Origin of the sequence: Amycolatopsis sp. PS_44_ISF1 (assembly GCF_032335455.1) — a bacterium.
In the GTDB taxonomy this organism is placed as follows: domain Bacteria; phylum Actinomycetota; class Actinomycetes; order Mycobacteriales; family Pseudonocardiaceae; genus Amycolatopsis.
The window spans coordinates 1,347,656-1,370,561 of the sequence record NZ_JANUXO010000001.1; the positions used below are offsets into that span (position 1 = coordinate 1,347,656).

The window sequence follows — 22,906 nt, forward strand, 5'->3', positions numbered from 1 at the left end:
GCCGGCCCTCAGTCCTCGTCGAGCCCGTGCTCGATCGCGTAGCGCGCCAGCTCGACGCGGTTGTGCAACTGGAGCTTCCGCAGCGTCGACTGCACGTGGTTCTCCACCGTGCGGTGCGAGAGGACCAGCCGCTCCGCGATCTGGCGCGCGGTCAGCCCCTTCGCGACGAACCGCAGCACATCCGTCTCACGCTCGGTCAGGCGCGGCGGTTCGGTACCGCCTTCGGGGGCGTCGGCCATCCTCCGGTACTCGCCCAGCACCAGTCCGGCCAGCCCGGCCGTGAACACCGGGTCGCCCGCGGCCGTGCGGCGCACGGCGTCGACCAGCTCCACCACCGAAGCCGACTTCATCAGGTAACCGGAGGCGCCCGCTTTCACCGCTTCCAGCACGTCGCTGTGCTCACCACTGGCCGAGAGCACCAGCACCTTCGTCTCCGGCAACGCGGTCGTGATCTCCCGCGTGGCCTCGACCCCGGAGGTCGTGCCGAGGTTGAGGTCCATCAGCACCACCGACGGCCGCACGGTGCGCGCGATCCGCACGGCGGCCGGTCCGTCGGCCGCGGTGGCCCGCACGTCGAAGCCGTTTTCGGACAGGTCGCGGGCCACCCCGTCGCGCCAGATCGGATGGTCGTCGACGACCATCACCGAAATCGTGCCTTCCGTCATCTCTTGCCCCTCGTCGTGCTCGGCACCCGCACTTCCCACTCCGTGCCGCGGCTCGGAGCGGTTTCCAGGGCCGCGGTCCCGCCGAGATCGCGCACCCTCCCCCGGATGGACTCCACCACACCCAGATGTCCCAGCGCGGCCGCGCGTTCCAGCCGGCCGGCGGGAATTCCCGGACCGTCGTCGCGGATGCTCACGACCACCTCGGCGCCGAGGTCCTCCAGCAGCACCCACGCGTGCGCCTCCGGCCCCGCGTGCTTTTCTACATTGGACAGTGCCTCGCGCGTGACCGCCACCAGCTCTTCGGTGACGTGCGTCGCCAGGTCGACGGTGCCCGCGGGCGTCGAAACCTGCACGGTCGGCGTGGCCAGCAGTTGCAACGCCGAGCGCAGGTCCGAGAACCCGCCGGCCCCGCCCGCACTCGCCCAGGTCGGCTCGGTCGTGACGAGAGCGCGCAGGGCGATCTCCTGCTCGCCGGCCAGCTTCGCCAGCTCCGCCGCTTCGCCGCCGACCTCGAGGCCACGCCGCCGTACGCGGGCGAGGACCTGGAGCACGCTGTCGTGGATCGAGCGCGCGAGCCGTTCCCGCTCCGTCGTGGCGGCCTCGGTGCGCAACGCGCGCGCGAGCGCTTCCGCCGAACGTCGCGCCGTCGTCGCCGCCATGCCGATCAGGAGCCCGCTCGCGCACAGCAGCACGCCGTCCCGGGCGACGTCGAGGTCCAGCTTCTCCCGCGCGAACCCGGTGCCGACCGCGACCACGAGCCCGGCCAGCACCCCGCCGCCCGCGCCGAACCGGATGGCCGCCGCCAGCGGCCCGGCGGCGGCCCAGACCGTGGTGATCAGCGGGGTCACCGCGGCGTACTGCGCGGGGGAAAGGATCAGCGGCGAGGTGAGCATCAGCCCCGTGGTGACCACGACGTCCAGCACCACGAGCCAGGTCCACCGGCTCGACTCGCGCGAATACGCGAGGCTCGTGGCCAGCGACCACCCGCCCATCGCGGCGACCACCGCCCACGCCAGCCAGGGCCGGGCGAACTCGGCGCGGTGTCCGACGACCACGGCCAGCGCGAAGAACCAGGTGAGCGCCCGCAGCAGCACGACCGCGCGCCACAACGGGGTCGCCGGGTCACGGGTGGCCGGCGAGGTCACTTCTGCTCGATGTCCTTCTTCTCCTCCTCGACGAGCGACGACCCTCCGTCTTCCGAATCGGGCACCGCGTCGTTCGGCTGCGCGGCCTGGGCGTGCAGCACGTCCACGGCCGCCGGGTCCGGATCGTGCTCGTGCAGCAGCGAGCGGATGCCGGCGTTCAGCACGGCCAGCAGCGGCACGGCCAGCAGCGCGCCCGCGATCCCCCCCGCCACCAGACCGGTGGCGATCGCCAGCACCACGGCCAGTGGGTGCAGCCGCACGGCCCGCCCGAGCATCAGTGGCTGAAGCACGTGGCTCTCCAGCTGCATCACGCCGATCACGATGGCCAGCACGATCACCGCGCCGACGAAGCTCTTGGTGACCAGCGCGATCAGCACCGCCACCCCGCCGGCGATCACCGCGCCGATGATCGGGATGAACGCGCCGAGGAACACCAGCGTGGCCAGCGGGATGACCAGCGGCACCCCGACGATCCACAGGCCGATGCCGATGCCCACCGCGTCGACCACCGCGACCGCGGCCGTCGCGCGGATGTAGCTGACCAGCGACGCGAACCCGCGCCGCCCGGCCACGTCGACCCGGCGGCGCACCCGCCTCGGCACCCCGCGGACCAGGAACGAGTAGATCTGGTCCCCCCCGGCCAGGAAGAAGATGGTGACGAACAGCGTGAGCACGAAGCCGGTGAGGATCTCGCCGACCGTGCCCGCCGTGGTCAGCGCCGTGGTGGTGAGCGAGGACTGGTTGTTCTGGATGAAGCCGATGGACTGGTTGATGAAGTCCTGGATCTGTTCCTGGCGCAGGTGCAGCGGGCCGTTGATCAGCCAGTCCTTGATCTGGTTCAGGCTGTTGTTGAGCTGCTGCTGCAACTGCGGGAGCCCGCTGGAGAACTGCGTGACGACGAAGGTGAGCAGCCCGCCGAGCACGGCCAGCCCGGCGATCAGCACGATCCCGGTCGCCAGCCCGCGCGGGAAGCGCCACTTCACCAGCTTCCCCACGGCCGGGGCCATCAGCGCTGAGAGCAGCAGCGCGATCGAGACCGGGATGACCACCGCGGAGAGGTAGCCCATCAGCCACAGCACCGCGTACAGCGCGGCGATCACGACGATGAACCGCCAAGCCAGCGCCGCGCCGATCCGCAGACCGCGCGGGATCAGACCGGTGACGTCGGTCTTGTCGCTGAGAAGCAGTTGTTCGCGCTGTTCGCGCCCAGTCTGGACCACAGGGTCAACCGTATCGGTCCCACCGACAATTCCGGGCGAAACGACGGTGTCCGGACCCGGCGCGTTCTACGCCGTCTCCCGATCGGGCGCTTGACAGAACCGTGCCGGGGTGGTCGGTCCTCGCCTGCGTAGATCACTTTTCGTGATGGCCGGACACACTCTGTGCTTTTCACACGATGGTGGCATCAAGTCGGGTCGAAGGTGCGCTGCGTCGGTTCCGGCTGGTTTTCTCGGCTCCGCACCCACGGGCCGGACCCAGTCGAGGAGAAGCACGAGTGAAGAACGCGGCGAAGGAGGGACGGGACGCGATGCGCGTCGGTCGTTTCGCCTCGCGTGCGCTCCTCGTGTTCGGTGGCGCCGTGGCCGCGACCGCCGCGGCCTGGGCCCTCTCCACCACCGCCGCGTCCGCCGACACCGGCACCGTCGAGGCGGTCGGGGTCGGCACCAGCGTCACGCCGGTCACCGATGCCGCGATGGCGAATCTCGGCGACGTGAACCACGGCGTCTCCATCGTCACCGGCGACATCGCCGGGGCCGCGGTCGGCGGTCTCAGCCCGATCGGTACCTGCCAGCCGGACGCCACCACCTGGTCCGAGCCCGGCCACTCCCGTCCGGCGTGCCCGCCCGAACACGACGGTGCCACCCCCGCCGAACCGGTCCGCACCACCGTCGACCACGAGATCTCCGGCCGGGTCAGCGACGCCGTGGCCGACCTCGGCCAGGAGGTCGTCCTCCAGCCGCTGCAGCGCACCCTCGGCGCGGCCGAGCACATCGTGCGCGAGCCGGCGGACACCCGCCAGGTCATCGAGCAGACGGTCGCGCCCTCACCCGGGGGCCGGGACTTCGGCCGCAAGGTCTGGGACCTGGTCGAACCGGGCCGGAGCGGCAAGCCGGCCGAGCTGCCCGCGTTGCCGGTCCCGGTCGAGCCCGCGACCCACGAATCCGCCGCCACCAGCACCGGCGAACCGGCGCAGGATCTCGGCGCCACCACGGTTTCCACCACCGAGTTCGACCGTGCCCTGTACCCGCTCGCGGGTCTCGCGCGCACCGACGTCGCAACCGGCAGCACCGGTTCCCTCTCCGCCGAAGGCCCCAAGCGGCCGATCGCCCCGTTCGGTCCGGAGCAGCAGTTCCCGGTGGCACCCCCGAGCACCCCGACGACCCCGGGCGGCGGCAGTTCCGCGCCCGGCGGTCACCTCGACGGTCTGAACTTCGGCGTCCCCTCGTGGGTCTCCGCGGTCGTCGACCGCGCCGTGGCGGGTTCGACCCGCTCCGGCGGGCAGCGGCCCACGCCGCCCAGCCCGGGCGAGCAGCCCGGCGTCACCCCTGACTGAACTCACCTCACCCGCGGGGTCGTTGACGCGCCCTGAAACCTGGCACCCCTTTCCGTGCCGGTTCGGCGTCACCGGCTGAACCCGCGGGTTTCTCGCGTGCGCATTCCTCCGCGCCCGCCTCCGCACCATCCCCCCTCCGGTGCGCTCCGCCTGCGCGAGGCCGCACGAGCGCACCCCGCAATCCCGCAAGGGAAACCCGAATGAAGGAGAAAAACCCCATGCAGACCTGGGCGAAGCGCGGACTCCAGACCGCGTTGGTCACGGGAGGGTTGCTGATGCTGGGTACCGGCATCGCTTCAGCCGACGAAAACGTCAACCCGGACACCCCGGCCTCCCCGCTCGACCTGAACGTGACCGTGCCGATCGACGCGGCGGACAACGCCATCGGCACCCCGCTCGGTCAGTACGACGCCCCCGCGGAACACACCGAGCTGAGCACCAGGCCGCTGACCCAGGCCGTCCGCGAAGCCGGCCACCAGCTCGACGAGTCCAGCCCCATCGGCAAGAGCACCCTCGGTGCCACCGACGGCGTGGCGGGCAAGTTCACCCCGAGCCACCGCAACCTCAAGGGCAACGAGGTCGCCGGCGACGTCGTCCTCCCGATCCAGATCGTGGACAACGCGGTCGGCGTGGTCGGCGACGCGCACGTCGACGGCACTTCGCACGAGCAGAACTGGGCGCACGACCGGGACATCCGGACCTCGGGCAAGGACTCCGGGATCGCGGGCAACGTCGTCAGCCTCGACTGGGCCGCCCCGGTCCAGCTCGCCGGCAACGGCGTCGGTGTGGCCGGCGGCAGCGGCGCGGTGCACGGCGGCGCGGCGTACCAGAGCGCGACCGAGACCGGGAACATCGACACCGATGGCCAGGGCTCCGGCCTCTCCGGCAACGTCGTCGCGGGCCAGTTCGCCACCCCGGTCCAGGTGAGCGGCAACTCGATCTCGTACCTGCTGGGCAACGCCTACAGCTCGTACGTCGCGGACACCTCCGCCACCTCCGGCGGATCCGTCCTGAGCAAGGGCGAGGGCGGCGCCGCCACCGGCAACGTCGTGGGCGCCCCCATCGCGCTGCCGGTGAAGTTCAACGGCAACGCGGGTGGCGTGTGGGGCTCGGACGCCGACACGGTGTCGAGCTCCTCGGCCGACGCGAAGGCCGGGGCCAAGCGTCCGGGCAGCCTCAAGGGCACCCCGACCTACCTCGAGACCGACGGTGACGACTCGTTCCTGGCCGGCAACGCCGCCGCGGCGCAGCTGAGCCCGGTCGCGAACGTGGCCGAGGTGGCCGCGACCTGGATCGGCAACGCCGGCACCGGTCACGCCTTCGACCGCGGCAACACCGCCGGCGCGACCTCCAGCACGGTGGACTCGGGCGGCTTCGTCAAGACCACCGGCGACGACGCGACCGGTTCGGCCAACGTGGTCGACCCCGCCGTGGCCCTCCCGGTCGACGTCTGCGGCATCGGCGCGGCGGCCATCGGCAACTCGCGCGCCGCGTGCGAGAACACCGTCGACGCGAACGCCGGCAACGGCAGCTACACCCGCGCCAACGGCGGCTTCCTCGGCGGCAACGTCGCCAACACCCAGTTCGCGGGCGCACCCGAGGTCTACGGCCTCGCCGCCGGCGCCATCGGCAGCACGACCGGCCGCGCGAACGAGGACAAGACCGTCACCGCCGGTGGCTACGACGGCAGCCAGGGCAGCGACTCCTCGGGCTCGGGCAACATCGTGGGTGTTCCGGTGGGCGTGCCCGCCGAGGTGTTCGGCGTCGGTGCCGCGGCCCTCGGCCAGGGCTCGGCCGAGGCGCACGAGACCAAGGTCGTCCGGGGCGGCGGCGGTGGCAACACCGCTGACGACTACGGCTTCCTGAGCTCGAACCTGGGCACCGTGCCGGCTTCGCTGCCGGTGCAGGTGTTCGGGGCCGGCGCGGCGGTGCTCGGCCAGGGCCACGGCATCGGCTCCAGCGACACCACCTCGACGGCCGGCTCCCACGTGAACGCCACCGGCGTCAAGGGCGCCGGTGCGGGCAACATCGTCGAGGCCCCGGTCTCGCTGCCGGTGCAGGGCCACGGCCTGGGTGCCGCGCTCGGCGGCATCGGCACCGGCTGGGCCGACAACCTGACCGACTCGAAGGCCGGCGGGGACGCCGACAGCGACGGCCGGGACGGCGCGATCGCCGGCAACATCGTCAAGGCGCCGATCGCCGGCGCGGTCACCCCGGCGGCCACGGGCGTCGCGGCAGCGGCGCTGGGCCACGGCGGCGGCACCAACGACATCTCCTCGGTCGCGGGCGGCAACGCCCTGACCAACGGGACCGCGGGCACCGTCGCCGGCACCATCGTCGGCGCGGACGCGGAGCCGGTCGCGCAGGTCATCGCCGACTCGGTCTCGGCCGCGGGAGTGGCCTCGGGCCGGTCCACCACCAGCACCGTGGTCAAGAACGCCGGGGACGACACCACGTCGGGCGTCGAGGGCTCCATCTCGGGCGACATCCTCGACCTGCCGGTGACCGCTGTCCCCTACGTGACGGACGACGCGATCACCGCGGCCGGGGTGGCCCACTCGGCCGCCGACAACACGATCACCGCGACCAACGGGGGCATTCCCACCACGGCCGGCAACCGTGCGCTGTCCGGGCTCGACTTCTACCGCGTCGTGCCGGCCACCATGCCCGTGTACGGCGTGCCGCAAGAGCTGCTGGGCGTGGCGACCTCTCAGGGCACCGACTCCACCGACCGGAAGGAGCCGAAGCTCGAAGGGCCGCTGGGCAACGAAATGGCCGCCGACGAGCTGCCGGTCCTGTCGGGCCTGACGCAGCGCCTTCCGGTGCTGCCCACGGGTTCCGGGTTGCCGCAGCTGCCGGTCCTGTCGGGTCTGACGCAGCGTCTCCCGGTGCTGCCCACGGGTTCCGGGTTGCCGGTCTTGTCGGGCCTGACGCGGAGCCTGCCGACCGCGTCGGCGCTGCCGCAGTTACCGGCCATGGCCATGCTGCCGGGGGTCGAGCGGGCCGACGGGCCGCAGATCAGCGGGCTGTCCGCCCTGGGTCAGCTTTCGCAGGTCCGGCACCTGGTCTCGCTGCCGGCTTCCGGTCTGCCCACCCCGGCGCTGCCGGGCCTGCCCGGGCGTTCGGACGCGGAGTCCGCGCCGCAACTGCCGGCCCGGCTGCCGGTGAAGGCTTCGCTGCCGACGCTGAGCCAGCTGCCCGCCGTGACGGCGCTTCCGGCCTTGCCGGGCACCGACACCACGGCGCCGACCGTGGAACTGCCCGTCGTGCCGTCGCGCCCGGCCGTGGGCCAGGTGCCCGCACTGTCCGGTGTGGACTCCTCGCCCCTGGGCGCGTTGCCGTCGCTGGCCGCGAAGGTGACCGGCTTCTTCAAGAAGTGAACCGCTAGCCGATCGGCGAAACGGGCCCGACAGCAGCCGGCTGTCGGGCCCGTTTTGCTGTGTGCTCAGGAAAACTCGAGGGAGCGCTTCGCGAGGCCGTGCCAGAACCCGTCGATCACGGTGCGGCCTTCGGCAGAGCTGGCGCCGAGCGAGACGAACAGCGGCGCGAAGTGCTCGATGCGCGGGTGTGCGAGCGCGGCGGCCGGGGCCTTGCGCTTGAAGTCGAGCAACGCGTCGACGTCGCCGGCGCGCACCGCTTCATCACCCCACTGATCGAACTCGGCGGACCACTGCGGCGGCACTCCGGCCGAGCCGTCGACCTGGCGCAGGGCACTGAGGTTGTGGGTGAAGAAGCCGCTGCCGATGATCAGCACCCCCTCGTCACGCAGCGGCGCGAGCTTGCGGCCGACGTCGAAGAGCACCTGCGGGTCGAGCGAGGGCATGGAGATCTGCAACACCGGGAGGTCAGCGCCGGGGTACATCTCGACCAGCGGCACGTACGCGCCGTGGTCGAGCCCTCGCTCCGGCGCGTCGTGCACCGGCGTGGCGGTGGAGTGCAGCAGCTTGCGGACCCGGCCCGCGAGCTCGGGCGCGCCGGGGGCGGCGTAGCCGACCTGGTAGTAGCGGTCGGGAAAGCCCCAGAAGTCGTACACCAGCGGCACGGTGGTGGTCGCCCCGACCGTCAGCGGCGCCTCCTCCCAGTGCGCCGAAACCACGAGGATCGCCTTCGGCCGCGGCAGGTCCGCGGACCAGTCCGCCAGCTGCCGGGTCCAGGTGGGGTCATCGGCGAGCGGCGGCGCGCCGTGGCTGAGGTAGAGGACCGGGGTGGGCGCCATGGCTGCCTCCAAGTGTTTGAAAGTTCAACTACTAGCGTACGCCTCTCCTCGCGCGGTCGATCCCGTTATGGGGGGTAGAACAACTGGTGAGAGCTACCAGCGTGACGTCGCGGTCGCCCGGATCCGCTACCGCGGCGGCGACGGCCGGGTCATTCGTGGGCGAGGTCGACGAATCGGCTGTAGTGCAGCTGGTGGGCGACGACGATCGTCGCGGTCGGCCCGGCACGGTGCTTCGCGATGATCAGGTCCGCTTCGCCGGCCCGGGGGTCGTCCCGCTCCCAGGCGTCCGGGCGGTTGACCAGGATGACGAGGTCGGCGTCCTGCTCCAGCGAACCGGACTCACGCAGGTCGGACAGCATCGGCTTCTTGTCGGTGCGCTGCTCCGGACCACGGTTGAGCTGGGAGATCGCGATGACCGGCACTTCGATCTCCTTGGCCAGCAGCTTGAGCTGCCGTGAGAACTCCGAGACCTCCTGCTGCCGCGACTCGACGCGTTTGCCCGAGGTCATCAGCTGGAGGTAGTCCACGACCACGAGCTTGAGGTCGTGCCGCTGCTTGAGCCGCCGGGCCTTGGCGCGGATCTCCATCATCGTCATGTTCGGTGAGTCGTCGACGAACAGCGGAGCCTCGGAGACCTCGCTCATCCGCCGGGCCAGCCGGGTCCAGTCGTCGTCGGACATCTTGCCGCCGCGCATGTCGCCGAGACGGATCTTCGCCTCGGCCGAGAGCATGCGCATGACGATCTCGGTCCGGCTCATTTCCAGCGAGAAGATGACGCTGGACAGGCCGTGCTGGATGGACGCCGAGCGGACGAAGTCCAGGCCCAGTGTCGACTTGCCGACACCGGGCCGGGCCGCGACGATGATCATCTGACCGGGGTGCAGTCCGTTGGTCAGCTCGTCGAAGTCGGCGAACCCGGTCGGGATGCCCTGGGACTGCCCGCCGCGGGAGGCGATCGCGTCGATCTCGTCCATGGTCGGCTGCAGCAGGTCTTCGAGGGCGACGTAGTCCTCGCTCGTGCGCCGCTCGGTGACGTCGTAGATCGCGGCCTGCGCGCGGTCGACGACCTCGTCGATGTTGGCGCCGTCGGCGGCCGCCGCACCGTAGCCGTACTGCACGATCCGCGTGCCCGCCTCGACGAGCCGGCGCAGCACCGCCTTCTCCGAGACGATCTCGGCGTAGTAGCCGGCGTTGGCCGCGGTGGGCACGGTCGCGATCAGCGTGTGCAGGTACGGCGCGCCGCCGACCCGGCCGAGTTCGCCGCGCCGCTCCAGCTCGGCCGACACCGTGATCGGGTCGGCGGGCTCGCCGCGGCCGTAGAGGTCGAGGATGCAGTCGTACACCGCCTGGTGCGCGGGCCGGTAGAAGTCGCCGGGCCCGAGCGCCTCGATCACGTCGGCGATCGCGTCCTTCGACAGCAGCATGCCGCCCAGCACCGACTGCTCGGCCGCGAGATCCTGCGGCGGCTGACGATCGAACCCGCCGGACCCGGGGTCACTCGGACCCGGATCGGACTCCGCGTACGACGGACCGCGGTCGTCGGTCAGCGCCACCGCCCCGGACACCTCCTCGGCCGACCGCACCCCGGCCGGCTCCACACGTCACTTCTCCAACAGGTCACTTGCTCGAACCGGCCTCGACCGCCCCGTGATCGACCGCAGCCGACCCCGTGTCCGGGACCGGCTCGGCCGCTCCGCCGCCCCGAACGCCAGCAGCTGCGAGTCGACCGAACACCAGTTCGATTATGCCGGATCCGCCCCGGCTTTCCCAGTCGTCCGCCGACCCTCCTGATGATGGACGGCGCCCCTCCTCGCCGGCGGTTCGCCACGCCGGGCACCACCGTGAGTACTGGCCGACAGCGCACGCTAGATCCCTCATTAGGAGCAAGGCAATTCCGGGTGTTGACCGTCTTGTGGACAACTTGTGGATGACTGGGGGCAACCAATCACAGGAAGCCGTTGCGCTGTGGACAAGCTGGGGACAAAGTTGGGGGGCCGGGATAAAACCGCAGCTCAGACCCTGTGGAGAGACTGTGGAGAACTTTGCTGAAATTCGTCCGGCGTGTCGCGTCCAACGCGTTGTTCGGCGTGTCGCGGCCGACTCGCGCTGGCTGGCTGTGGATGAACGCTACGGAGCGTAGAGCAAGGACACGGTGGGCTGAATGGCCTACTCGAAGCAGCGACACGGAGCGACGTACTGCGCTCCGTAACCGCTTGAGGAGAAGCCGCAGGTAGGGCTCTCGCTGCTGCCGTCAGAAGATAAAATCGAACGGCGTTCACCCTCTGGTCACGTCGAGGTGGCTCGGGGGAAACCCCACCTGGCGTAGTGATTCCGGCGGCGAGCCGAGCAGCGCGATGCCGAATGGGCCGATCGAACTCCGGCTTTCCCCGCACTTCGCGAGCCTCCCGCACGCAAAACCGGGTGGGGCGCACCTCCGGCCATTCGGTCCGGCGGAGACCCCACCCGGTTCGGGGACGTCAGGTCAGGCGAGTGCGCTCTGCGCGTTCCGCATCCGCTCCGCGATCACCTGCGGGGTGCCCGGCGTGAACACCACGAGCGAATCGTCGCGGCCCGGGCGCTCCTCCATCAGCCAGCGGCCTTCAGGCACGTCGATGAAGTTCAGCGGCCGTGGGCTCCGGCGCCGCCGGCCCCCGTTGGGCCGCGTCGCGACGTACAAGCTGCCGGCGCCGGTCCGTGGCTCCTTGAGGATGCGCTGCATCTCCTTGAGCGGCGAGAGCGGTTCGTTCCGCCCCGGACCGGACCGCATGATCGAGCGCTGGGTCTCGTCCTCCGCGGTCGCGGCCCGGCCGCTCTCGAACTCGGCCTTGCTGGTCACCAGCGGTTGCCCGGTGGCGCCCCGGCCCTGCGGGATCATCCCGAGGAAAGTCGGCAGCAGCAGGTCCGGGCGCTGCCGCTGGACCGTCACGGTCTCCTCGCCGGCGACCCGGATCAGGCCGAACCCGCCACCGCTGCCACTGCCGACGAGCACCGAGTAGTTCGACGGGCTGCCGTCCTCGAACTGCCCGTCGAACCAGCCGTAGTACTCCAGCTGCGGATGCGAGATCGACTCGATCAGGCTCAGCAGATCACGGTCCATCCCGCGCGCGCCCATCAGGCCGTTCTCGGTCAGGACGGCGTTGACCTGCTGGTCGAGCGCGCGCTCGGCGGTCTCGTCGTAGAAGGTCGGCACGTCGGAGAACGTCTGGTGGGCCTCACCGCCGCGGCGCTTGATCAGGTTGAGCAGCGTCGGGATGGTGAACTTGGTCGGCCGGTCGAGAGTGATCACGTGAGCGGGCCTCATTCCCCGATGACGGGAGGAACGGTCAGCTCGTCGGAGCCGAACAACTCGTTGGGGTCCTCCTCGACGAGGTACTTGGTCTGGTGCTCCTCGTCGCCGGGACCCTTGCCGCCCTTGCCCGTGCCGGCCATGCCGCCCATTCCGGACGCCCCGGCCCGGCCGGTCGCACCGGCGGAGGCACCGCCGCGGACGCCGCCGACTCCGCCCGCCCCGGCTCCTGCGCCGGTTCCAGCCCCGACGCCAGTGCCGGTGCCGCCGCCGGTCATCGCGCCACCGGCCGCGCTGCCACCGAAGCCGCCGGGCCCGAACCCGGCCACGCCGCCGAGGCCCGCGCCCGATCCGGCCCCGCCGCCACCGGGCCCGAAGCCGCCACCGCTACCACCCGGCCCGAAGCCGGTGCCGCCGCCACCGGGCCCGAACCCGCTCGGGTCGAACGACGGGGGCACATAACTGGACGTCGAGGTGGTGTCCGAAGACGGGAGGTGACTGACGGGCAGGTTCGGATGCGAGGTCGGGTCACCGATGTGCCCCGGCCCGTTGGGCAGGGTGGTCGAAGGCAGGTCGGTCGAAGGCGGGTGGGAGTCGAACTTCGGCAGGCTCGTCGAGCCGTGGGGCGGGCTGAAGCTGCTGCCGCCCCCACCGCCGCCGGACCCGGTGAACCCGCCGCCGCCCCCGCCGCTGCCGGGCCCGCCGGGGAACTTGCCGCCGCCACCCGGGGGGTTCGACAGGTTGTTGCCTTCCCAGGCGCTGTACTGCGGCATGCCACCGGCGTTGCTGCCGCTGGCGTTGTAGTAGTTCGTGTAGGCCTGGACGTTGGCCTTGCCGACCTCGTTGTACTTGTTGATCTCGTCGTCCTTGTCGCTGAACGGGTTGACCCCGTCCAGGAACCCCGCGGACGGCGGGTCCTTCGCGATCTCCTGCACGTTCTTGTGCACGGTGCCGAAGCTCTCGACCTGCGTGTTCAGGTACGTGTGGCTCTTCTGGAGGTTGGCGGCCGAGTCCTGCAGCCAGAGCCCGAGCGGGTGCGCCCCGGCCTGCGCGGCACTGGCGCCGCCGCCCTGCCAGGCCGCGTCCATCTTCGTGTTGATCTGGTCGATCTGGGAGACCCGGCCGGTGTGCACCTTCTGCAGCGTGCCGGCCGCGGTCACCCCCTGGTTCAGCGAACCCGTGTTGCCCGGGTTGATCTTCTCCCAGATCGTCCGGGCATCGATCGACCGGCCGCCCACGTTGGCCTGGGCGTTCACCGCTTCCGGGCCGCCGCTGAACAAGCCGACCAGGCTCCCGGCAACGGCGCCGACCCCGGCGCCGACCGCGGTGCCGAGCACCGGAACGACCGAACCCACGGCGGCGCCGACTCCGGCACCCGCCGCGGCGTACTTCAGTTCTTTGCCGGTGGTGTTGGCATCATTCCCCATGATGTGCCACTCCTTCCGAGGCTTTCAGGCTGGCTCTTGGGCTCATGGTGATCACGACTTCAGGTGCGTGATCATCGCGTCTGCGAACTTCTTCGCGATCGGGCAGGGATCGGTCTTGCCGACTCCGATCTGCGGGATCACGGAGACCGCGAGCTGATCGGTGACACCAACCCACAGGGTGCAGCTGCCCTCGGTGCGGGCATCCTGGACATCGGTGAACACCCCCGGGTAGCCGCTGACATCGACGGGCTCGAAGTACGCAGAGCCGGACTTGTTGCTGTAGATGTCGCTGATGCCGCCGGTGTTCTGCGGCAACGCCGTCAGCCCGATCTGGTTCTGCTCGGTCTGCGTGTACTTCCAGGTGCAGCCCGGCAGCGTGCTCGTGCTGTCGTTCTTGCCGGGCGAGCGAAGGCCTATCCGGGCTGCTTCCGCGGCGGTCAGGACGCTGCACGGATCGCTGAGCAGCGCCTGGGTGGGCAACGGGGCGGGCACCTTCGGCCCGGCGCCGGGCGAACTGCTACTCGGGCTCGGCGACGGTGACGGGCCGCCGGAGCCGCCGCCACAGGCGGTGAGCGAACCAACGGCGGCGAGGGTCGCAGCGACGAGCCGGACGGTGCGGGGCAGCATGGGGTGACTCAAGCTCCTCAACCTGCTTGGCTGGCGGAATCGCGGGCCTCTTGCTCGGCCACGGTGATCTTGTTCTTGGCCGCCTTCAGCGCGGTGATGAAGTTGTTGACGTACTGGACCATCCGCTGGTGCTGCTCGAGCAGAGTCGTCCCGGACGGGTTGGCACCCTTGTCGATGAAGTCGTTGCTGGCGGGCTCATCGGCCGGTCGTCTGACCTCGGCGATGGTTCTTGCCTGCTTGAGGTCGGTGTTCAGGTCGTCCAGCAGGTCCTGCCACTGCTTGATGACCGAGTCGACCTCGTTCGCTTCGAACTTGTAGCCGCCGGCCGGTCCGTAGCCGCCGACCTGGATCGGTGCGGGCGGTGGTACTTCGGCCATGGTCCAAGACCCCCTTAGCTACTTCTCGCTCCCCAATTGGCGAGATCAGCGACTTGGATGGTAACTCAACGGCGTCGGTTCCCGCTGGCGATTCGGAAGTACGGGTGAGCGGAAAAGCCGCGTCCGGCCGGCGGTAATGCTGCACGCAGGAGAATGGGCTGGTGACTCAAAGCGATCGGCGAGGGCGCGAGGAACGCGAAAAAGCGGGGCGCTCCCCCGAACAAGGGAGCGCCCCGCTTTCGAAAGCAGAACCGCCGTCAGTTGGCGACGGCCTTGACCTCGAGGCGGACGTCGACCTTGACGTCCGGGTGGAGGCGGGCGCCGACCGAGTGCTTGCCGACCGTCTTGATGTGCTCGCGCAGGTCCAGGACCCGCTTGTCGAGCAGCGGGCCGCCGGCGGCCTTGATGGCGTCGACGATTTCGCCGGCGGTGATGGAGCCGAAGAGCTTCTTCGAGCCCTCCGCCGCCTTGCCGGTCAGGGGGATGGCGCCGAGGCCCTCGAGGGTCGCCTTGATCTCCTTGGCGTGGTCGAGGTCGCGGATGCGCCGGGAGTCCTGCGCGCGCTTGATCGTGCGCACGTTCTTCTCGGCTCCCTTGCTGGACGCGATCGCGTAGCCGCGCGGCAGCAGGTAGTTGCGGGCGTAGCCGTCCTTGACCTCGACGATGTCGCCGGGGCCGCCGAGGTTCGCCACGTCCGTGGTGAGAATGATCTTCGCCATGACGAGCCTCCTCAGCGGGCGGTCGAGGTGTAGGGAAGCAGGGCCATCTCACGGGAGTTCTTCACCGCGATGGCGATGTCCCGCTGGTGCTGGCTGCAGTTGCCGGTGACGCGACGGGCCCGGATCTTGCCGCGGTCGGAGATGTACTTCCGCAGCAGGTTGGTGTCCTTGTAGTCGATCAGCTCCGGGCGGCCCTTCTTCTCGGCCTTGCAGAAAACGCAGACCTTCTTCTTGGGCTTACGGATGGGTGGCTTGGCCACTGTCTACTCCTGGAATCAAATCTTGGGTAATGAATACGAGATCAGAACGGGGGCTCGTCGGCGAAACCGCCGCCGCCGCCACCTGCGGGAGGGGCCGAGCCCCACGGGTCGTCGGCGGGCGCGCCGCCTCCGCCACCGCGGTTGCCGCCTCCGCCACCGCCGCCGTTGAAGCCGCCGCCTCCGCCGCCGAAGTCACCGCCGCCTCCGCCACCGCGGCTGACCTTGTTGACCTTCGCCGTGGCGTAGCGCAGCGAGGGCCCGATTTCGTCGACTTCGAGCTCGACGACGGTGCGCTTCTCGCCTTCCTTGGTCTCGAAGGACCGCTGCTTGAGCCGGCCCTGCACGACCACGCGGGCGCCGCGGGTCAGCGACTCGGCGACGTTCTCCGCCGCCTGGCGCCAGATGTTGCAGCGCAGGAACAGCGCCTCGCCGTCCTTCCACTCGCCCGACTGGCGGTCGAGGGTGCGCGGGGTGGACGCGACCGTGAAGTTCGCGACCGCCGCACCGGACGGGGTGAAGCGCAGTTCCGGGTCGGAAGTCAGGTTCCCGATCACCGTGATGACGGTGTCTCCAGCCACGGGTGGCGTCCCTTCGGATCAGGCCTTGGCGGCAGCGGGCGCAGCGGCGGCAGCGGGCTTGGCCGCGGCGCGCTTGACCTCGCGGCGCATGACCTTGGTGCGCAGCACGGTCTCCTGCAGCGAAAGCTGCCGGTCGAGCTCCTTGACCGCGTCCGAGTCGGAGTTCAGGTCGAGCAGCGCGTAGATGCCCTCGGCGTGCTTCTTGATCTCGTACGAGAGGCGACGACGGCCCCAGACGTCGACCTTCTCGACGCTTCCGCCCGAATTGCGGATCACGTTGAGGAAGTTGTCCAGGGTGGGGGCGACCGTGCGCTCGTCGAGCGTGGGGTCCAGGATGACCATTACCTCGTAATGGCGTGACATAACCACTCACCTCCTATGGGCTCGCGGCCACGGACTATCCGTAGCAGGAGGGTTTGTCCGGGCAAGCGTACCTGCCGGGACCGGCGGTCCCGTGCGGCGGGGTCTCAGGCGGCCCGGTGCAGCACCCAGGTGCGCACCAGTCCCGCCGTCACCCCGGCCAGCACGATCACCGCGAGCAGCATCGGCAGCTGGACGTCGTGGCCGCCGGAGTTCGCGAGCGCCTCGGCGTTCCCGGCGTTGCGGATGTCCGGGCCCTGGCCCTGGCTGTCCGGGCCACCCAGCTGCGGGGCGGAAGCGGCGCCGGGCAGCGCGCCGCCGGCCGGGTAGCGGATACCGGGGGCGATCGCCGTGCCCGGCGTCGCGGTCGGGATGCCGTTGTAGTCGCGCTGCGGCGCGGTGCCGCCGTTGCCGCCCGGGAGCAGATTGGCCAGTGGGGCGCCGCCGGAGCCGGTGGCCGGGTCGGCCGGGGACCGGCCGCCGTTCGCCGGGCCGGTGGTCGGCGCCGAGGACGTCGGCGCGGTGTAGTTCGTGGCCAGCGTGGTCAGCGCGCAGGACGAGGCGACCTTGTTCTCGATCGCGGCCAGCACCTGGTTCTGGGTGCCGCTGGTCAGGCCGAGCCCGCTCGCACCCTTCAACGCGCCGGCCACGGCCGTGCCGATCGCTTCGCCGCCGATGGTGCCGCCCGCGGACTGCGGGATCTGGCCGACCTGGAGGTTGCCCTTGCCGGCGATGGTGTTCGCCAGCGAATCCGGCCACACGGTGAGGAAGTTGAACAGGCTGACCTGCTGCTGCGCGGCCTGGCGGACGACCTCCTTCACCGAGGAGCCCGGCAGCGCGACGCTGTCGCCCATGCTGCCGTTCACCGAGCCGGTGCAGGCCGAGGCCAGCGTGGTCGCGGCCGAGGCGGTGCCGGTGCCGAGGAACGCGCCGCCGGTCACCAGCGCGGCCAGCGCGGTGACGGTCAGTGCTCGACGGGTTCGCCGCCAGGCGGGGGTCTTCCGCACGAGCAGGGTTCTCACGAGCACGTCCTCCAAGGTCCGTGGGCGTCGGCCATCGTCACGGGAACAACGACCGGGACCTGGAAAAGATACTGGCGGGTCGGCCTAAGCAGAAGCGGCCATCCGGCGGAGCACCCAGGTCCGGACCAGGCCGGCGCTGACTCCGGAGAGTGCCAGAACGGCGACCAGCATGGGCCAGTCCAACCCGTTCGTGTGATTACCGCCGTCGGTCGGTAACGCCTCGGCCTGCCCGGCGTTCTGCACGCCCGCGTTGCCAGAGGCCGGGCCGGCCGGGCTCGAAAGGCCGTACTGCGGCTGGTAACCCGGGATCTGGCTGCCGTACCGCAGGGCCGGCGAGGGGGTGAACAGCCCGGCCATCGCCATCGGGATGTTGCTGTAGTCCCGCATCGGGGCGTACCCGGTGCTGTAGCCGAAGGGCAGGCCGGCGAAGTTCGGGATCATCGACGCGAGCGGGCCCGCCCCGCCCCCGGCGGAGGACGGCAGCAGCGGGCTGTTCACTCCCGGGATCGGACTCTGACCGGCGGGGGCCCCGCCTTGGGGGGCGCCGGGGCCGGTGTTCGGCGGCTGCTGCGGGCTGCCGCCGGGGCCGGGGTCCTGCCGCGCGGGCTGGCCGCCGCCGAGGGCGTGGCCGAGATCGCCCGTGGTCTTGCTGATCCCGTTGGTGGTGCCCTGCACCGCCTGGTCGACCGCGCTCGCGGCCGGAGCGCCCACCACGGGTACCGGCGCGACGACGGTGTCGACCACCTTCACGGTGATCTGGCACAGACCGCCGAGCAGACCGCCGACCAGGCTGGTCAGCCCGTCGGTCACGGTCTGGAGGCCGAACGGGGTGGAGACGACATCACCCGGTTTCACGGTGACGGTGTCCCCGCACCGGGCGTTCACGGTGTCCGCCGAGGCGGTGCCGGGCGTGGCGAACACGGCCGAGCCCGCCAGTACGAAGGCGGCGGCGCCCACCGCGGTCGCCTTCCGTGTCCGATGCTGCATGGTCTTCGACCCCTTCGCCGCATCCCGCCGAACTCTCCTGCCCAGGACAACGACGGTAACGAAAACGAGTGACGCCCGCCCGGCCACCGGTGTGGGGCATTCGGGTGGTTCCGGGCGTCACTCGGGGTGCACGGGATCAGGCGGGGTGGCGGCGCAGCCACGCGCGGACCAGCGCCGCGGCGACGATCGCCAGCGCGAGCACGGCGAGCAGCATCGGCAGCCGGGCCGGCGGGTTCACTACCGGCAGCGCCTGCGCGGTGCCGGACTTCTTGGCGTCGACCGTCGGCGGCTGGTCGGTGGGCACGCGGCCCGGGATGACCTGGGTGATCACCGGCGCCTGGACGAAGCCGGCGGGCAGCATCGCGGCGTTGGTGAAGGTCCCGGGGGCCGGGTCGAGCCCGGACAGCACGTCGCCGGGGCCGGTGACCACCGGTTCGACGGTGCTGCCGCCGGACTTCGGGTGGCTGGGCCCGGGGTCGCCGGGGGCCGGTTCGGTTCGGCCGGGGGCGGGGTCGCCGGGACCGGGTCGGCCGGGAGCGGGCTGATCCGGCCCGGGCTGATTCGGATCCGGCTGATCCGGGCCGGGCTGATCCGGGTCCGGTTCATCCGGCGGGGTGCTCCCGGGCGGCTCGGGCCGGGCGTCCTGGAGCCCGCTGACCAGGCCCTGGGTGGTGTCGCCGACCACGTCGACCGCGCTCTGCACCACCGGGCAGACGATCTGGCCCACCACGTCGCCGACCACCGGGAGCTCGCCGACGCCGAGGGCACGGGTGACGTCGCCGACCGGCAGCTTCAGCCGCGGTCCGTGGCCGTCGGCCTGCTTCGACTTGGAGTCCAGGCCGACGGTGAGCCGGTCCGGCGCGTCCAGCGGGGCGCCCGCGTCGACGGTGAGGCCGTGGCCGGGCCGGCTGTTCTGCAGCGTGGCCGGGCAGCTACCACCGAGGGTGGGGCCGGGTGCGGCGGCGGCCGTGCCCGGCAGGGCGATCGCGGCGGACAGGCCCGGCACCGCGGCGGTGATCACCAGCGCGGTGATCCGGGCGGCGTTCTTCCCCATACGAGTCCTTCGTCGAGCCCCAGCAGGATCACGGAACGCGCTCACGGTACTCCACGAGCGTGACGAACCGGGGCGTCCGGTGCGGATTCACCCGGGAGGTAGCGTGCTCGCATGAAGATTGGCGCCCATGTCCGTGACGACGACCCGCTCGCCGCCGTCGCCGAGCGAGAAGCCGAGGTCGTCCAGTTCTTCCTCTCCGATCCACAGGGATGGAAGGCGCCGAAGCCGCATCCGCACGGTGAGGCGATCAAGGCGGCCCCGGTCGAGGTGTTCGTCCACGCGCCGTACCTGATCAACGTCGCGTCGCTGAACAACCGCATCCGGATCCCGTCCCGCAAGAACGTCACCCAGCACGCGACCGGCGCGGCCGAGGTCGGCGCGAAGGGGCTGATCGTGCACGGCGGGCACGTCACCGCCGGGGACGACGTCGAGGACGGGTTGCTCAACTGGCGCAAGCTCTTCGAGCGCGAGGCGGAGAAGGGCGGCTTCGCCGTGCCGATCCTGATCGAGAACACCGCGGGCGGCGACCACGCGATGACCCGCGAGCTCGAGGTGATCGCGCGGCTCTGGGACAAGGTCGGCGAGTTCGGTGCGGGCTTCTGCTTCGACACCTGCCACGCCTACGCCGCGGGCTGGGACCTGACCGAGGCCGTGGCCCGGGTCAAGGCCATCACCGGCCGCATCGACCTGGTGCACCTCAACAACTCCCGCGACGAGTTCGGCTCCAACCGCGACCGCCACGCCAGCGTGGTCGACGGTGACGGCACGATCGACCCCGAGGTGCTGGCCGAGGTCGTGCGCCAGGCCGGTGCCCCGGTGGTGGTCGAGACCCCGGCTGACGGTCAGGCCGCGGACATCGCCTTCCTGCGCAAGCACGCCGGCTGAAGCTCCGGGGCCCGCCGAAGGGGGAGCGGGCCCGGCCGCCGGTTCAGGTCCGCGGCGCGGCGGCGGGCGCGGCCCGGCTGCGCCACCCCGGCAGCCGGACGCGGTCGCGGGCGCGATCCAGCACACCGCCGGCCGGGTCGTCGTCGCCGGAGAGCCGGACCAGGTCGGTGCGGGGGCGGTAGACCTCCCGGATCACCAGCACGCACAGGCCGAGCACGGCGAGGTCGCGCAGGACCACCGTGCCCAGGAACCAGCCCTCCGGCAGTCCTTTGTGGTCGGTGCCGAGGTAGTAGAACATCCGCGGCGCCCAGACCAGCGCGTCGAGCACCATCCAGCCGAGCAGCAGCCGCCAGCGCGGGATCGCGAGCACGGCCAGTGGCACCAGCCACAGCGAGTACTGCGGGCTCCACACCTTGTTCGTCAGCAGGAACGCCGCCACCACGAGGAAGGCGAGCTGCCCGAGCCGCGGCCGACGGGGCGCGGTCAGCGCGAGGTAGGCGATGCCCGCGCAGCAGATCAGGAACAGGACCGCGACCACGGTGTTGAGCCAGGTCGGTGACTGTCCTTTGTGGAGCACGCCGTCGAAGCCGGTCCAGCCGGTGGCGTAGGAGAAGGCGTTGTAGAGCGAGTCCGGGTCCATCGGCCGCAGCGCGTTGAGCCGGAAGAACTCCCACCAGCCACGGGTCGCGACGAGCATCAGCGGCACGTTCACCACCAGCCAGGTGAGCGCGGTGAACAGGGCCGCCCGGCGCCACTCGCGCAGTTTGCCCGCGCGCAGGCAGAGCACGAAGAGCACGCCGAGCAGCAGCAGCGGGTACAGCTTCGTGGCCGCGCCGAGCCCGAGCAGCAGCCCCGCCACCTCCGGGCGCCGGCGCGACCAGGCGAGCAGCGCGGCGGCCGTGCAGGCCGTGGCGATGGCGTCGAAGTTCGTGAACGCGTGCACGAACACCAGTGGTGAGGCCGCGACCAGCAGCGCGTCCCACGGCCGGCGTTTCACCGTGCGGCCGGTGGCCCACACCGTGACCAGCCAGGCCAGCGCGAGCCAGAACGCGGAGATGTCGAAGTAGATCGCCACCGGCAGCGCGCCGGGCAGCCAGCCGGAGCCGGCGACCGAGAGCCAGGCCGCCGCGAGCTTCGCGTCGGCCCACTGGAACAGCCCGCTGACCACCGGGTACTCCATGTACCGGGTCTGGTTCTCCGCCGTCTGCGTGTCCTCCTTCCAGGACGAGACGTACGGGAAGGTGTGCGGGTCGTTCAGCCGCTCCGAGCTGTAGAGCGGCACGATGTCGGAGTAGCACATCGCGACGAACGGGCGACCGGCCCGCCAGTCGAGCTGGGTGGCACCGCTGGAGTCGGTGTACTGCTGGATGCACGAGGCCTTGCCGAACCAGCAGACCACCAGGGCCAGCACCGCCACCGCCAGCCCGACGCGCTGCGGCGACCAGAACCAGTGCCGCCCGATCGCGGCGTGCTCGCCGACCGGGCCGCCCAGCGGTCTCGTCGCCGCGGCCGCCAACGGGTCGATCCGGCTGGGCACCACCCGCTCGGCCGGGGTCAGCGTGCGGGGAGCCGCGTCCGGCTCTTCGTCGGTGACTGGGTTGGGCACGTCGCGGATGGTAGCGCCACGCAGGTCAGGCGCCGGTCATTTCCGCCGCTTCGTAGAACCCGGCCAGCACCTCGAACGCCCCGCCCAGGGCCACGGCGTCCTCGCTCAGCGAGCTCAGCTCGACGTCGATCCGCTGCCAGTGCGGCACCGGCAGCAGCTCCCGCAGCTCGCCGGCGACGGTGTCGAGGTAGGTCTGCGGGGCGGCGCGCACGGCCCGGCCGAACAGCACGATGCGTTCCAGGTCGAGCACCTGGACCAGGTCGGCGAGCCCGATCCCGAGCCGCCGCGCGGCCTCCTCGGTGCTGCCCGCGCGGTTGTGCATCACCTCGACGCAGCCGCGCCGCCCGCACGCGCAGCGCGGCCCCTCGTAGGCGATCGTGGTGTGGCCGAACTCACCGGCGTTCGTGCGCGGTCCGCGGTAGACCTTCCCGTCGACCAGCAGGCCGACCCCGATGCCGGTGCCCACGAGGACCACGGCGGTGGTGTTCGGCGCGTTCTCGGGCCAGGCGTGCGCGAAGGCCGCGGCGTTGGTGTTCTTGTCCAGCGTCACGGTCAGCCCGGTGCGCTCGGCCAGCAGGTCGCGCAAGGGCACGTCGTGCCAGCCGGGCATGTTCGTCGCGTCGCGGACCCGGCCCTCGTGGTGGTCGAGCGGGCCCACGGCGCCGACGCCGAGGCCCAGCACCCGGTCCGGCTCGATCCCGGCCAGCAGCGTGCGCGCCGCGCCGGCGAGTGCGGTCACCGCCTGCTCCGGGGTGAAGCCGACCGGCAGCGGGCCTTCGGTCACGTCCTCGACCCCGCCGGCCAGGTTGGTGCGCAGCATGCGGAACTCGTCGCGGTCGAGCTGGGCGCCCAGTGCGCACCGCGCCGACGGCCGGATCCGCAGCAGCGTGCGCGGTTTGCCGACGCGGGTGGACGGCTGGCGTTCGAGGTCCAGCAGCTCGGTGTCGAGCAGGTCGACCACGATCTTGGACACGGCCTGCTGGGTCAGCCCGCTGAGTTCGGCGAGTTCCACGCGGCTGAGGCCGCCGGAGCGCAGGATGTGGCCGAGCAGCAAGGCTCGGTTGTACCGGCGCAGCCCGCGCAGATTGACCCCGGTTTCCGTCATGGGGTGATCTTCGCAGAGGTGGCTAGTTTCGCA

At 71.4% G+C, this 22,906-nt stretch carries 21 protein-coding genes; 3 read left to right on the plus strand and 18 right to left on the minus strand.

Annotation, left to right across the window (positions count from 1 at the left end):
• Nucleotides 1-8: 8 nt before the first annotated feature.
• From NYF13_RS06080 to NYF13_RS06090, 3 genes are read right to left on the minus strand one after another with little or no spacing between them, the layout of a single operon-like run.
• Nucleotides 9-665, minus strand: coding sequence for a response regulator transcription factor (locus NYF13_RS06080; RefSeq protein WP_315654711.1), 657 nt, complete (start codon nt 663-665; stop codon nt 9-11).
• On the minus strand, nt 662-1,810 hold the full coding sequence (macS, locus tag NYF13_RS06085; protein ID WP_315654715.1) for a MacS family sensor histidine kinase: 1,149 nt from the start codon (nt 1,808-1,810) through the stop codon (nt 662-664). The genes NYF13_RS06080 and macS overlap by 4 nt, the downstream gene beginning before the upstream one ends.
• Nucleotides 1,807-3,030, minus strand: coding sequence for an AI-2E family transporter (locus NYF13_RS06090; protein WP_315654717.1), 1,224 nt, complete (start codon nt 3,028-3,030; stop codon nt 1,807-1,809). The genes macS and NYF13_RS06090 overlap by 4 nt, the downstream gene beginning before the upstream one ends.
• 275 nt (nt 3,031-3,305) lie before the next feature.
• Here NYF13_RS06090 and NYF13_RS06095 point away from each other — a divergent pair, with 275 nt between their 5' ends.
• A complete protein-coding gene (locus tag NYF13_RS06095; RefSeq protein WP_315654718.1) occupies nt 3,306-4,364 on the plus strand; it encodes a hypothetical protein in 1,059 nt (352 codons plus the stop codon).
• Nucleotides 4,365-4,564: 200 nt separating this feature from the next.
• Entirely contained in the window at nt 4,565-7,744 is a 3,180-nt protein-coding gene (locus NYF13_RS06100) for a PE-PGRS family protein (RefSeq protein ID WP_315654719.1), read from the plus strand.
• Nucleotides 7,745-7,809: 65 nt separating this feature from the next.
• On the opposite strand, the gene NYF13_RS06105 is transcribed toward NYF13_RS06100, so the two are convergent.
• The 13 genes from NYF13_RS06105 to NYF13_RS06165 form a co-directional block, all read right to left on the minus strand.
• Complete coding sequence (locus NYF13_RS06105) at nt 7,810-8,580, minus strand: class III extradiol ring-cleavage dioxygenase (RefSeq protein WP_315654720.1); 771 nt, start codon at nt 8,578-8,580, stop codon at nt 7,810-7,812.
• A gap of 149 nt (nt 8,581-8,729) precedes the next feature.
• Nucleotides 8,730-10,133, minus strand: coding sequence for a replicative DNA helicase (dnaB, locus tag NYF13_RS06110; protein ID WP_315657222.1), 1,404 nt, complete (start codon nt 10,131-10,133; stop codon nt 8,730-8,732).
• Nucleotides 10,134-11,062: 929 nt separating this feature from the next.
• On the minus strand, nt 11,063-11,866 hold the full coding sequence (locus tag NYF13_RS06115; protein ID WP_315654722.1) for an ESX secretion-associated protein EspG: 804 nt from the start codon (nt 11,864-11,866) through the stop codon (nt 11,063-11,065).
• A gap of 11 nt (nt 11,867-11,877) precedes the next feature.
• Nucleotides 11,878-13,293 (minus strand): hypothetical protein, encoded by a 1,416-nt coding sequence (locus tag NYF13_RS06120; protein ID WP_315654723.1) that lies wholly within the window; start codon nt 13,291-13,293, stop codon nt 11,878-11,880.
• A 51-nt stretch (nt 13,294-13,344) separates the two neighbouring features.
• Nucleotides 13,345-13,920: a DUF3558 domain-containing protein gene (locus NYF13_RS06125; protein WP_315654724.1), complete on the minus strand. Its 576-nt coding sequence runs from the start codon at nt 13,918-13,920 to the stop codon at nt 13,345-13,347.
• A 17-nt stretch (nt 13,921-13,937) separates the two neighbouring features.
• Nucleotides 13,938-14,297: a hypothetical protein gene (locus tag NYF13_RS06130; RefSeq protein ID WP_315654725.1), complete on the minus strand. Its 360-nt coding sequence runs from the start codon at nt 14,295-14,297 to the stop codon at nt 13,938-13,940.
• Between the two features lie 257 nt (nt 14,298-14,554).
• Nucleotides 14,555-15,016, minus strand: a complete 462-nt coding sequence (gene rplI / locus NYF13_RS06135) for a 50S ribosomal protein L9 (RefSeq protein ID WP_315654726.1) — start codon at nt 15,014-15,016, stop codon at nt 14,555-14,557.
• Nucleotides 15,017-15,027: 11 nt separating this feature from the next.
• Complete coding sequence (gene rpsR, locus NYF13_RS06140) at nt 15,028-15,276, minus strand: 30S ribosomal protein S18 (protein ID WP_003098744.1); 249 nt, start codon at nt 15,274-15,276, stop codon at nt 15,028-15,030.
• Between the two features lie 41 nt (nt 15,277-15,317).
• A complete protein-coding gene (locus NYF13_RS06145) occupies nt 15,318-15,854 on the minus strand; it encodes a single-stranded DNA-binding protein (protein WP_315654735.1) in 537 nt (178 codons plus the stop codon).
• A gap of 18 nt (nt 15,855-15,872) precedes the next feature.
• Nucleotides 15,873-16,217 carry a 30S ribosomal protein S6 gene (gene rpsF, locus NYF13_RS06150; RefSeq protein WP_315654737.1) on the minus strand — a complete coding sequence of 115 codons (345 nt, stop codon included), beginning with the start codon at nt 16,215-16,217 and terminating at the stop codon, nt 15,873-15,875.
• Nucleotides 16,218-16,321: 104 nt separating this feature from the next.
• Entirely contained in the window at nt 16,322-17,227 is a 906-nt protein-coding gene (locus NYF13_RS06155) for a hypothetical protein (RefSeq protein ID WP_315657224.1), read from the minus strand.
• A 93-nt stretch (nt 17,228-17,320) separates the two neighbouring features.
• Nucleotides 17,321-18,223, minus strand: a complete 903-nt coding sequence (locus tag NYF13_RS06160; RefSeq protein WP_315654739.1) for a hypothetical protein — start codon at nt 18,221-18,223, stop codon at nt 17,321-17,323.
• A 136-nt stretch (nt 18,224-18,359) separates the two neighbouring features.
• Entirely contained in the window at nt 18,360-19,277 is a 918-nt protein-coding gene (locus tag NYF13_RS06165) for a hypothetical protein (protein WP_315654741.1), read from the minus strand.
• 111 nt (nt 19,278-19,388) lie between these two features.
• On the opposite strand from NYF13_RS06165, the gene NYF13_RS06170 reads away from it, so the two are divergent.
• Complete coding sequence (locus tag NYF13_RS06170) at nt 19,389-20,162, plus strand: deoxyribonuclease IV (protein ID WP_315654743.1); 774 nt, start codon at nt 19,389-19,391, stop codon at nt 20,160-20,162.
• A 43-nt stretch (nt 20,163-20,205) separates the two neighbouring features.
• Here NYF13_RS06170 and NYF13_RS06175 read toward each other — a convergent pair whose 3' ends face one another.
• Nucleotides 20,206-21,768, minus strand: a complete 1,563-nt coding sequence (locus NYF13_RS06175; RefSeq protein ID WP_315654745.1) for a glycosyltransferase 87 family protein — start codon at nt 21,766-21,768, stop codon at nt 20,206-20,208.
• Between the two features lie 25 nt (nt 21,769-21,793).
• Nucleotides 21,794-22,873, minus strand: a complete 1,080-nt coding sequence (locus NYF13_RS06180; protein ID WP_315654747.1) for an ROK family protein — start codon at nt 22,871-22,873, stop codon at nt 21,794-21,796.
• Between the last annotated feature and the right edge of the window lie 33 nt (nt 22,874-22,906).

Coding starts and splice junctions, on each gene's coding strand:
- NYF13_RS06130 (WP_315654725.1), bottom strand. CDS start 14,297: ATGGCCGAAGTACCACCGCCCGCACCGATCCAGGTCGGCGGCTACGGA.
- NYF13_RS06125 (WP_315654724.1), bottom strand. CDS start 13,920: ATGCTGCCCCGCACCGTCCGGCTCGTCGCTGCGACCCTCGCCGCCGTT.
- NYF13_RS06120 (WP_315654723.1), bottom strand. CDS start 13,293: ATGGGGAATGATGCCAACACCACCGGCAAAGAACTGAAGTACGCCGCG.
- NYF13_RS06100 (WP_315654719.1), top strand. CDS start 4,565: ATGAAGGAGAAAAACCCCATGCAGACCTGGGCGAAGCGCGGACTCCAG.
- NYF13_RS06080 (WP_315654711.1), bottom strand. CDS start 665: ATGACGGAAGGCACGATTTCGGTGATGGTCGTCGACGACCATCCGATC.
- rplI (WP_315654726.1), bottom strand. CDS start 15,016: ATGGCGAAGATCATTCTCACCACGGACGTGGCGAACCTCGGCGGCCCC.
- NYF13_RS06165 (WP_315654741.1), bottom strand. CDS start 19,277: ATGGGGAAGAACGCCGCCCGGATCACCGCGCTGGTGATCACCGCCGCG.
- NYF13_RS06105 (WP_315654720.1), bottom strand. CDS start 8,580: ATGGCGCCCACCCCGGTCCTCTACCTCAGCCACGGCGCGCCGCCGCTC.
- NYF13_RS06170 (WP_315654743.1), top strand. CDS start 19,389: ATGAAGATTGGCGCCCATGTCCGTGACGACGACCCGCTCGCCGCCGTC.
- rpsF (WP_315654737.1), bottom strand. CDS start 16,217: ATGTCACGCCATTACGAGGTAATGGTCATCCTGGACCCCACGCTCGAC.
- NYF13_RS06160 (WP_315654739.1), bottom strand. CDS start 18,223: ATGCAGCATCGGACACGGAAGGCGACCGCGGTGGGCGCCGCCGCCTTC.
- NYF13_RS06180 (WP_315654747.1), bottom strand. CDS start 22,873: ATGACGGAAACCGGGGTCAATCTGCGCGGGCTGCGCCGGTACAACCGA.